We start from the raw sequence: 6,849 nt of genomic DNA, 5'->3' as shown, positions 1-6,849 counted from the left end.
GCAGATAATTTACTGCTTTCTACAGAATCTGCACTGTCTGCTACAGTCTTTTGATTATTTCTTGTTGTATCTTCCTGATTCTCCTTGGCTTTATCAAGGCTTTCCTGATTACTCTTGGTCTGGGATTTGGCGCTGTCGTATTTGGACTGAGCTTCTGACTGCTTACTTTTAGCCTCTGACTGAGCTGTCTGTGCATCAGAAAGTGTAGACTGCTTGCTTTCAAGGTCTCTTTGGGCATTCTTGCTTTCGTTCTGTGCGTTGTCATTAGCTTTTTCTGCATTATTCTTGGCTTCAAGTGCAGCATTGTACTTGTTCTGAGCATCAGTTACTGCCTGACTGTTCTGAGCGCTGCTAAGTTCATTTTTGGCATTGTTAAGAGCTGTTGTTTTTGAGTCAAGTACTGTCTTAGCATCGTCCATATCCTTCTTAGCAGAATTCATTTTTTCTTCTGCGCTTTTAACATTACTATCATCAACTGAGGAATTACTTGCATTACTGCTTGTCGTAGTATCTGCACTTTCAGAAGGTTTCTGAGATGCGTCAGCACTTTCTGTTTCAGAAGCTGTCTCTGAAGCTGTCACATTTGATACTGCACTATCATAAGCACTCTTGGCATTTTCATAATCAGTTTTAGCTGTATTATATGCGCTTTCTTTACTGTCATAGTCAGTTTTTGCTTTATCATACTCAGCCTGGGCATCACTAACTTTGGTATTTGCTGCATCTACTGCACTTTGAGCATTAGCCTTTGCTTCATCAAGAGCTGCCTTGGCATCAGATAGTGCATTTACTGCATTGTCATAATCTTTCTGAGTCTTTGTTGCTGCATCTGCCTTATTGTTTACATTGTTCTGGGCATTAGTAACATCATTTTTGGCATTGGTAACTGCTGTGTCCTTGTTCTGAACATCAGTCTTTGCTGTATTAACATCATTTTGTGCTGTTGCCATCTCACTTGTTGACTTATTAAGCTCATCCTGGGCCTTATTGACATCATCCTGAGCTCTTGTATTTTGCACAGATGCTGTTTCTGATGCATTTGAATAGCTTCTTTCAGAAGATTCTACGTCAATATCATTTTTAGATTCAGTTGCTTCAAGATTCTTTTGAGCTATTTCAAGGGAGCTTTCAAGGCTTGTTGTATCAAGAACAGCTATAACGTCTCCTTCTTTAACTCTGTCTCCTACAGACACCTTAAGTTCATTAACTGTAACATCAGTTATTTCACTTGAAAGACTGTAGCTTGATGTACTTGCAATTGTTCCATTTACTGCAATAGACTTTGCAAGATCCTGTTTTATAACGCTCTCTGTAGAAACAGTCTGGACAGCACTGCTTTCTGTCCCTTTGCCAAAAGAAATAACAGAAACCACAAGACAACCTGCAAGAGCTAATGCGACTGTACTTACAGCAAGCTTCTTATGGGATGTTACTGCCTCTTTTCCTTTTTTGAATCCTTTGGATAATTTTGACTTTACCTTTATACAACTATCTAAATCGAACATTTCAGCCTCCTAAAGTATTTATGCATTCCCTATATCAGTTCTTTACAGTATTTGCAGCCTGTGCAAATATCTGCTATCAAACATTTCATATTCCTTCGAAGAATAACTATAGAGATTTATCTTTAAAACAAACTGTAGCCAAGCTGAAATTTAACTGAAGATTATAAATACACATTTTCTGCTAAAAAGCATAAAAAGACACCTGGCATTTCCAAATATGCAGCGCCTTATATTTGAAAATGCCAAGTGTCATTATCTATCATTAACTCTTCGCATGCTATAAACTGTATTATCCCTTGCGAATTCGAGGCCATTACCTGTTTTTGAATTTTTCAGATGTTTCTCTTACTTCATCTGATGCTGCCAGAAATGCTTTGACAATTCCAGGGTCAAAATGCGTTCCGGACTCTTCTTCAATGATGCTCATAGCTTTTTCAAAAGAAAAAGCCTTCTTATATACCCTGTCAGAAATAAGCGCATCAAATACATCTGCAACCGCCATGATCCTTGCAGACAGCGGAATACCTTCTTTCTTAAGACCTTTAGGATAGCCTGTTCCATCCCATCTTTCATGATGATACAAGGCTATATCTCTTGCAATTTCAAGGTAACTTGCTTCAGGAAGCGATTCTATGAGATGATCTATTATCTCTCCACCGTAGGTTGAATGAAGCTTCATTATCTCAAACTCTTCTTTGGTAAGCTTGCCGGGCTTATTAAGGATAGCATCCGGAATCCTTATCTTGCCTATATCATGAAGAGGTGCTGACTTGATCACATTATCTATATAATCATCAGTCAATAGACCAGAGTATATCCCCATCCTTCTCATCTGCTTCATGATAATAAAAGTATACATCGAAGTCTTTTTGATATGATCGCCCGTTGACTCATCTCTGTTTTCAACCATATCTGCAAGTATCACGATTAGATCAGACTGCATCTGCTCTATATAATCCGTCTTCTGACGCATCTTACTAAAGCTGTTCATACTATCTTTAGTAACCTGGAGAAAAGAATTATAAAGTCTTTCTATCTCATCGCCGGTATGGATATCTAGATCACTTAAGCTTTCAACATTAGCTTTTCTTGCATCTTCACTATCATATTTAAATCCCCTTGCTCTTATGACCATGGAATCAACAGGATATATCACCCTGAACTTTGCAATCCACAGTCCAGTTATTATAATGACTATGATAATCCCGGAGCACATGATAACAAGGCGTATTATAAAGTTTCTTGTATAATTATTTAGATATCTCATTGAGACGTCAGCACCTGCATAGCATACGGTAGCACCTTCGGAATTATAAACAGGTGTATAGGATGTAAGAAGCCATCCATAATCTTCGTCTGCTTCTATAGGTTCTATCTCCCCGCCTTCTAAAAGTGTAGGTAAATATTCTTCAAAAGAATCAGAAAATCCCACAACTTCTCCGGGTTCTCCTGCTTTAAGTGTCTCTGTTTCAAGATCGAATATTACATGACATCCATCACTCATTATTTTATAAGCATATATGTATTCGATATCACTTGAAATCTTTCTGATATTTTCAAGCTTTTCTACGACTTCTTTATATTCATCACTTTGTCCACCGCTTGAAATATATTCATCTATAATATCTCCGTCAATAGCCTTTGCTGCCATCATAGAAGCGCCTATTGCAATCTCTTTATGTTCTTCTTTTGTATGCTTTACAAAAAGAGCTCTTGCTTCAGCCGCAACAACTATAAGAACCAGAAGACATGTGGCTATAAGTGATATAGCAAAAACAGTACTTATCTTGATCTTCCTGGTCTCGCTTTTACTTATCATCTCAAGCTCATCATCTGAAACAGGCTTTTGAAGCCATCCTATACTCTTAAAAATATCTTTGATATCATCAGGAATGATCCTTGCTGTCCCCAATGCTATAAATATATTAAATGTATGAAGTATAAAAGCATAAATAAATATGATGACTGAATATCTTGCAAATATGCCCATAGACAAAAAATCAACTATATCAGCATATTCGTCAAGTACCTGAACATATTTATAAAATTGTCCTGTCTGATCCTCTATAACATATGTAAAAACAGTGCTAATAAAGGCATTTAATGATATAAATAAAAAGATTCCTGCCCTTTTTTTCAAATACCCTTTTTGATAAAAAAATGCCGTGATGATCACATTTAAAATAGTCACTATACTATAATAGATAAAGCCGTCTACAAAAAATGATATGAATAACTGCGATATCAAAGAAGTCCATACACCAAAAAAGTATCCCGATACAATGGCAACCACCATAGAACCGGCAAGTCCTAAAATAGGTTTAAGTCCTAACCTGACCATAAATAAACTTACTATGAAATTGAACAGAACTACAGGTATAAGTACATAAAGTATCTTAAACCATTTTTTTGATATAGCTTTATCCATAGCCTTATCCTTATTTGACTTTACTTATATATTTCATATGCCATTATAGTCTTCATTATCCATTATTAATGTTATATTTTTATGCATTTAAACTTTGATCTGCATTATCCATGATTAAAGTTTTATTTTGAAGCATTGCTGTCTCTCTTACCTTATCATCTGCACTTATAAAGGCTTTAACAACATCAGGATCAAAGTGGGTTCCTGATTCTTCGATTATGATACTCATAGCCTTTTCATAGGAAAATGCCTTTTTATACACCCTGTCCGAAATAAGAGCATCAAATACATCTGCTACAGCCATGATCCTTGCAGAAAGAGGTATCTCTTCTTCCTTTAATCCTTTGGGATATCCGCTTCCATCCCATTTTTCGTGATGATATAGAGCAATATCTCTTGCAACTTCCAGATAGCTTGCCTCTGAAAGCGATTCTATAAGTTGTTCTATTATCTCGCCACCATAAGTTGAATGCATTTTCATGATCTCAAATTCTTCCGGGGTCAGCTTTCCCGGCTTATTCAATATCGCATCAGTAATTTTGATCTTACCAATGTCATGAAGCGGCGCCGACTTATATACATTGCTTATAAACTCATCTGTAAGAATATCTGTATGCATACCCATTTTTCGCATCTGCTTCATGATGATAAGAGTATACATGGAAGTCTTTTTGATATGATCGCCTGTGGATTCGTCTCTGCTTTCAACCATATCTGCAAGTATGACTATAAGATTGGCCTGAACCTTTTCTATATAATCTGACTTTTGCTGCATCTTACTAAAGCTCTTCATACTATCTTTGGTGACTTGTAAAAAAGAGTTATAGAGTCTTTCTATTTCATCGCCGGTATGGATACCCAGATCTTCCATAAGTTCAACATTTGATTTTCTGGCATCTTCGTTATCGTATCTAAAGGATCTGGCCCTTTCTACAATAGAATTCACAGGATATATGATCCTGTACTTGGATATCCACAAACCTGTAATTATTATGACAATGATAATGCCGGAGCAGGTAATAAGAATGCGCATGAAGAATTGGTGCCTGTAGTTATAAAGATAGTCCATAGAAATATCAACACCTGCATAGCATACAACTTCTCCATTCGAATCATAAACAGGCGTATATGCTGTAAGGAGCCTTCCAAAATAAGTATTAGAAATAAAAGGTTCTATCTTACCACCTTCCAGCAAAGTAGGGACATACTGCTCAAATGTAGTATCAAAGGGGACTATCTCGCCAGGTTCTGATGCTTTGACATCTTCTGTATCAAGGTCAAATATTACATGGCATCCATCAGGCATTATCCTATAGACATATACGTATTCTATATTGTCAGAAATACTTCTTATGTTCTCAAGCTCGAAAACTACCTCTTCATACTCAGTCCCCTGACCTCCACTTTTGATATAATCATCAATTTTGTCACCATCGATTATACCTGCAGCCATCTCAGAGGTTCCAATTGCAAGCTTTTCATTTTCATCCTTGGTATGATCAATGAAAAGCCTGCTGCCTATAACTGCGACAAGCAAAAGAACTGTCATACAAGTCAGAATAAGAGCCATTATAAACACAGCTTTTGTTGTTACCTTCCTTGTCTTTGTGTTATCCAGATTGATAAGTTCCTGACCCTTTATAGGCTTTTGAAGCCAGCTGAATTCATTAAGACTTATCCTTATATCTTCAGGTACAAGCTTTACTATCACAAAAGCTATCATAAGGCATATGATATGAGCCGGGATCGATATTATAAATATAACTATGGATGAAAAGAAAAGTGGGCTTACAGGAGCCGTCAGATAGCCTTCAAATACCGCGTTACCTGCAGCTATAAGTTCGTCAACGCCTCCAGTCTGCGACCCGATAAAATAGCTTAATGCAGCACTTATAAAAGATGTAATAAGGACATACGAAATAATACCGGATATTTTTTTTAAATATCCCTTTTGAGAAAAATACGCTGTGATAATAGTGATCAAAATATTTATGAGCGAATAATCAAGAAACTCTTTTATAAGGAAACCTGTAAGAAGATGCGTATACAAAACCACCCATACGCCAGGTAAATATCCCCCCATAATAGCAATAGCCATGGAACCGGCTATACCAAAAAGAGGAGGCATACCCGATCTTATGGAAAGATAGTTAAGAATAAAATTAAGAATTACAGTTATTATATATACAGTTATTCCTGTGATCAAACTGCTCTTAACACGTCTATTCATAATCCCATCCGTTATTATAAACATATAATTGCTATATATCTTTAATTGCCTTGTTTACAAAAGAAAATATGAGACTTGCCTGTTACCATTCAATATTCCAAAAGCAAATAACTACAAATAGTATATCGACATTTACTTAATAATCTTCACTATCAAAATGCATTTAATTGCACTGGAAACATTTTTACAGAATTAGTAAATTCAAGGCAACGCCGCAAAAAATAAGAAATATATGTCATAAAATAATAAGAATGCAAGCTGCGTCTACTTTATATTGTTGATAGGGATTCAATTAAATTTAGGAGGATAGCAAAATGGGAATGAAACAAAGACCTGCCGTCGAGACGCTTTCTGATGGCAGCAAATATTGGGAACACGAATTTGAACACTATTATCTGAAAGCCTATGTCCCTAACAGCAATATTGACAGTAAGACCAATGATTACACTTTCAGAGCTCCTCTTCTTCTGATATTCGAAGAAGAAAGACGTTCTAAGGATGAAGCGATAGCATTTGCCACAGAAACAGGGCTAAAGGACATAGCATCAGCCTATGATACAAGTGTACTATTTATATACCCTACCTGTGACGGTGCCTGGGATAATGCAACTGATGATCTTTATAAGGAAGTCATTGAGTCAGTTAAGATGTACCCCGAGTACGAAGATGGCATCGTAGAATGGAAT

At 36.4% G+C, this 6,849-nt stretch carries 4 protein-coding genes; 1 reads left to right on the top strand and 3 read right to left on the bottom strand.

Translation table 11 applies throughout. The features are described from left to right. From K6G87_RS13975 to K6G87_RS13965, 3 genes are all read right to left on the bottom strand, one after another. A partial coding sequence (locus K6G87_RS13975; RefSeq protein ID WP_296838543.1) for a biotin/lipoyl-binding protein occupies positions 1-1,505 on the bottom strand: 1,505 nt, incomplete at its 3' end. 313 nt (positions 1,506-1,818) lie between these two features. Next, the gene (locus K6G87_RS13970) at positions 1,819-3,933 is read right to left on the bottom strand and encodes an HD-GYP domain-containing protein (protein ID WP_296838542.1); all 2,115 of its coding nucleotides are present in this window, start codon (positions 3,931-3,933) and stop codon (positions 1,819-1,821) included. A 79-nt stretch (positions 3,934-4,012) separates the two neighbouring features. Continuing rightward, entirely contained in the window at positions 4,013-6,163 is a 2,151-nt protein-coding gene (locus K6G87_RS13965) for an HD domain-containing phosphohydrolase (protein WP_296838539.1), read from the bottom strand. A gap of 314 nt (positions 6,164-6,477) precedes the next feature. Here K6G87_RS13965 and K6G87_RS13960 point away from each other — a divergent pair. Continuing rightward, on the top strand, positions 6,478-6,849 hold a 372-nt coding region (locus K6G87_RS13960), incomplete at its 3' end, for a hypothetical protein (protein ID WP_296838535.1).

This window comes from Butyrivibrio sp., assembly GCF_024699075.1.
The sequence above is the reverse complement of the archived record's forward strand: the minus strand, read 5'-3'. Positions and strand labels throughout refer to the sequence as shown.